The 4,361-nt window shown below is 38.2% G+C and carries 3 protein-coding genes, 5 tRNA genes and 1 rRNA gene; 1 reads left to right on the forward strand and 8 read right to left on the reverse strand.

The window, feature by feature from the left end:
• Positions 1–119: 119 nt before the first annotated feature.
• The 4 genes from PSF28_RS23340 to PSF28_RS23355 form a co-directional block, all read right to left on the reverse strand.
• A tRNA-Thr gene (locus PSF28_RS23340) sits at positions 120–195 on the reverse strand.
• Between the two features lie 6 nt (positions 196–201).
• Positions 202–276: transfer RNA gene (locus PSF28_RS23345), tRNA-Gly, on the reverse strand.
• Between the two features lie 75 nt (positions 277–351).
• Positions 352–436 (reverse strand) — tRNA-Tyr (locus PSF28_RS23350).
• 15 nt (positions 437–451) lie between these two features.
• A tRNA-Thr gene (locus PSF28_RS23355) sits at positions 452–527 on the reverse strand.
• Between the two features lie 426 nt (positions 528–953).
• Here PSF28_RS23355 and coaA point away from each other — a divergent pair.
• Complete coding sequence (coaA, locus tag PSF28_RS23360; RefSeq protein ID WP_109913348.1) at positions 954–1,904, forward strand: type I pantothenate kinase; 951 nt, start codon at positions 954–956, stop codon at positions 1,902–1,904.
• 39 nt (positions 1,905–1,943) lie between these two features.
• Here coaA and birA read toward each other — a convergent pair whose 3' ends face one another.
• The 4 genes from birA to PSF28_RS23380 form a co-directional block, all read right to left on the reverse strand.
• Positions 1,944–2,918 carry a bifunctional biotin--[acetyl-CoA-carboxylase] ligase/biotin operon repressor BirA gene (gene birA, locus PSF28_RS23365; RefSeq protein ID WP_272685729.1) on the reverse strand — a complete coding sequence of 325 codons (975 nt, stop codon included), beginning with the start codon at positions 2,916–2,918 and terminating at the stop codon, positions 1,944–1,946.
• Positions 2,915–3,949, reverse strand: coding sequence for a UDP-N-acetylmuramate dehydrogenase (gene murB, locus PSF28_RS23370; protein WP_272685730.1), 1,035 nt, complete (start codon positions 3,947–3,949; stop codon positions 2,915–2,917). The genes birA and murB overlap by 4 nt, the downstream gene beginning before the upstream one ends.
• A 155-nt stretch (positions 3,950–4,104) precedes the next feature.
• Positions 4,105–4,220, reverse strand: a 5S ribosomal RNA gene (gene rrf / locus PSF28_RS23375).
• A gap of 26 nt (positions 4,221–4,246) precedes the next feature.
• Positions 4,247–4,322, reverse strand: a tRNA-Thr gene (locus PSF28_RS23380).
• Positions 4,323–4,361: the final 39 nt, after the last annotated feature.

The raw sequence follows: 4,361 nt of genomic DNA on the forward strand, positions 1-4,361 counted from the left end.
TTAGATTGTCCCTCTAAGACACGGAATCGGTGGTTAAACCACATCAACCAAGCAAGAATTTATTTCGCTTGTTTTTTTCAGGAGACAAATCAGGGAGATTAGTGAGAACATAAGGGAAGTGGTGCTGATAGGCAGATTCGAACTGCCGACCTCACCCTTACCAAGGGTGTGCTCTACCAACTGAGCCATATCAGCACATCTTGGAGCGGGCAGCGGGAATCGAACCCGCATCATCAGCTTGGAAGGCTGAGGTAATAGCCATTATACGATGCCCGCAATGAACTCGGCTACCTGAGTTATCAGCTGTTAAACTGTTCCTCAAAATTTTCTCTTAAGAAAATTTCTTGGAGATGGTGGTGGGAGAAGGATTCGAACCTTCGAAGTCTGTGACGGCAGATTTACAGTCTGCTCCCTTTGGCCGCTTGGGTATCCCACCTATCCAAATTGTTAATGGTGCCGGCACCAAGAGTCGAACTCGGGACCTACTGATTACAAGTCAGTTGCTCTACCAACTGAGCTATGCCGGCATCAAGTGCTGCGCATTCTAGGTAGAGTCGGCGCAGGTTGCAACAAAAAAATTAATTTTTTTGTTTGTTCGCTCACATTTTGTTCGCTTTTTGGCTTTTTGTTGATTTTTTAACTATTTTAAGCTTAAAACATCAACAGCAGCTGTTAACTATAGTCCATTATCATTTGGTCAGTAAAGGGAGAAAGAGGCTTAAAATTTTTAAAATTATTATTTTTTATTCGATATCACAATTTTAGCCTCTCATTTTTAGGTGTTTTTTTCATCACTCAGTATCATTTTTTCTGCCTACATCAAAAAAAACTCATAAAAAATAGAAAAAAACCTACGCCTCCCCACTTTCACTCGCTATGATGCTAGCAAATTTTATGGATACGGGTGTTTAGGCAACCTGTCCAACCTGCATAAAATAGGCAGATGTTGGTTTATGAAAAAGAAAGAAAATTTTATTACTACGCCATACTTAGAGTTTGATAGAGAACACTGGGCAACTTTACGTGATTCAGTTCCACTTACATTAACATCGAGTGAACTTCTAGAGTTAAAAGGGATTAACGAAGAACTCTCTATGGAAGATGTTATAGAGATTTATCTACCTTTATCGCGTTTATTGAATTTTTATATCAGCTCAAACTTACGTCGTCAGGCTGTCCTAGAGCAGTTCCTTGGGACTAATGGCGCAAAAGTGCCTTATATTATTGGTATAGCAGGTAGTGTAGCCGTTGGTAAGAGTACAACTGCACGTTTACTACAAGCACTACTCACTCGTTGGCCAGAACACCGTAAAGTTGACTTGATTACAACTGATGGTTTCTTACATCCTAATCAAGTATTAAAAGATAGGAATATCATGAAGAAAAAAGGGTTTCCGCAGTCTTATGATATGCGAAAACTCGTTAACTTCGTGTCGCAAATAAAATCAGGAGCACGTAACGTTAAGGCTCCTGTTTATTCACATTTAACGTATGATATCGTTCCTGACCAAGAACAAATCATTGATCAACCTGATATTTTAATACTTGAAGGACTAAATGTCTTACAAAGTGATATGGATTATCCACAAGATCCTCATCATGTCTTTGTATCTGACTTTGTTGATTTTTCCATTTATGTTGATGCTGCACCTGAATTATTAAAACAATGGTATATCGGTCGGTTTCTTAAATTTAGGCAAGGTGCATTCTCAGATCCTGATTCTTATTTCCATAGCTACTCTAAATTAAGTGAAGATGAAGCTATTAATATTGCAGGGTCTATTTGGGATGAAATTAATGGATTAAATCTTGAAGAAAATATATTACCAACAAAGGAAAGAGCAAGTTTAATTATGACCAAAGGTGAGAACCATACTATTCAGAGTGTTAGATTAAGAAAGTAATTATTTATATTGGCCGGCTTATCTCCGGCCAATAATATATCACTCGTTTGGCCTTAATGATATTTCCCCACCAATATAGGGAATTATTTCTCCATTATCCTTTTGTAGTAATAATGCGCCTTGATCATTAACACCACGCTCAATCCCTGTAATTATATCATTACCTATCAGTAGCTTAACAGACCTGTTCAGAAAATTATCTAATTTAAACCATCGCTCCAAAAATGGTTTTAGTCCTTCGTTTTCAAATATAACTAAGGATTCTCTTAATGACTTAATAATATTAGCAGATAATTCATTACGCTCTATATTTTCAACTTCATCTCTTAGTGATGACCATTCTTGCGTTATTGATTTTGAACTTTCAATGTTGTTATTATTCATGCCGATGTTAATACCAACACCAATAATAATATGGGCAGCATCTCCTGTTTTACCAGTTAATTCAACAAGAATTCCTGCAAGTTTTTTATCATTCATATACAGGTCATTGGGCCACTTTACTTTCACTTTTTCTTGACTAATTCTATTTAAAACTTCAGCAATCACGATACCCACAACCAGACTTAGTCCCACTGCTGCTGCTGGGCCTTGTTCTAATCTCCAATACATTGAAAGATATAGATTACACCCAAATGGAGATATCCACTGACGCCCTCTTCTACCACGTCCAGCACTTTGATATTCGGCTAAGCAAGTATCTCCTGATTTAAGCTCAGCAATACGCTCTAACATATATTGGTTTGTTGAATCGATCACTGGCTCAACAATAATATTCACATCATCAACTTGCTTTTTAATGGCTTCTTCACTTAATAAATTGATTTGATATGGAAGCTTATAGCCTTTGCCAGCTATTGTTTCTATGTTTAATCCCCAAGAGCGCAATGTTTTGATATGTTTATTAATTGCAGATCTGGTCATTCCTAATTGTTCACCGAGTTGCTCCCCCGAATGGACCTGAGCATCAGCTAAGATATCAATTAGCTGTAAAGGAATATTAGTTTCTTTCATCGAATATAATCCATTGCATTAACTTCTCCCATTCGGCCGATAAACCTTACTTCTGGCTCTAAATTAATATCAAAGCGCTTTGCTACCGTTTGGCTCACATATTTCGCTAAGTTAGCAATATCTTGCCCTGTTGCGTGCTGTTTATTAATTAACACCAACGCTTGTTGGGTGTGAACAGCAGCGCCACCTATTTGATGACCTTTTAAACCGCACTGGTCAATTAACCAACCTGCGGCTAATTTAATACTGCCATCAGCTTGTTCATATTGAGGACAATTAGGATAAGCTATTTTTATGGCCTGTGCCTTTTCTGCTGAAATAACAGGGTTCTTAAAAAAACTCCCCGCATTGCCCGTTACTGTTGGGTCAGGTAATTTGCTTCTACGTGTTTGGCATACAGAATTAAATACTTGCTCTGGTGTTACTGTATTGGGGTCAAGTTGAGCAAGATCTCCATACATAAGCTTAGGAACCCATTCTTTAGCTAATTTTAGTCCAACACTGATGATGACATAGCCATAATGATACTCATGCTTAAAAATACTATCACGATAGCCAAATTGGCATTCCGCAGCTGTTAGTCGTATTACTTTGCCTGTTTCAAGGGAAAGTACGTCAACATACTCGCATATATCTTTCAGCTCTATGCCATAAGCACCAATATTTTGAATAGGTGCAGAACCCACACAACCCGGGATCAATGCTAAATTTTCTGCACCACAAATACCTTTACTCAATAATGTTTCAAGTAATTGATGCCAATTTTCACCTGCTTGAGTATGAACATACCAATAACTGTTATCTTCTGTTATTTCTATGCCCTTAAGCTGATTAATAATTACAACACCTTCAAAGTCTGCAACAAATAGAACATTACTTCCCCCCCCTAATAATAATACTGGGAGTTGCTGATTTTTAGCCTCGAGCCATTGTTGGAGTAAAGATTCTTGGTTATCCACACAAACAATTGATAATGCTTTTGCTTGAATGCCAAAGCTATTAAATGATTTAAGTTCAGACGTTAGGTTCATTACAGCCTTCAGTACAAATAAAACTAGGATAGGATAAGTCTATCAGGCTGGATTAAGAGTGAATAGCAAGATTAGGAAAATAAGATAATTAGTGAAAATTACTCTATTAACAGAATGCAAAAAGCCACCCGATGGGTGGCTTCTTTATATTTAAAACCTAGCAGTTCCCTACTCTCACATGGGGAGACCCCACACTACCATCGGCGCTACGGCGTTTCACTACTGAGTTCGGCATGGGGTCAGGTGGGACCACCGCGCTATTGCCACTAGGTAAATTCTTTTTAAATGCCGATTATATGGTGCTGATACCCAGATTCGAACTGGGGACCTCACCCTTACCAAGGGTGTGCTCTACCAACTGAGCCATATCAGCAATATGGTGCGGTCAGTCAGTACTGACACAACCTTAAAA

The sequence above is a fragment of the Providencia sp. PROV130 genome (genome assembly GCF_028482225.1).
GTDB classification, from domain to species: Bacteria; Pseudomonadota; Gammaproteobacteria; order Enterobacterales; family Enterobacteriaceae; genus Providencia; species Providencia rettgeri.

Bases quoted from the DNA above. Each gene is read 5' to 3' on its own strand.
- coaA (WP_109913348.1), top strand. From the start codon at position 954: ATGAAAAAGAAAGAAAATTTTATTACTACGCCATACTTAGAGTTTGAT.
- birA (WP_272685729.1), bottom strand. From the start codon at position 2,918: ATGAAAGAAACTAATATTCCTTTACAGCTAATTGATATCTTAGCTGAT.
- murB (WP_272685730.1), bottom strand. From the start codon at position 3,949: ATGAACCTAACGTCTGAACTTAAATCATTTAATAGCTTTGGCATTCAA.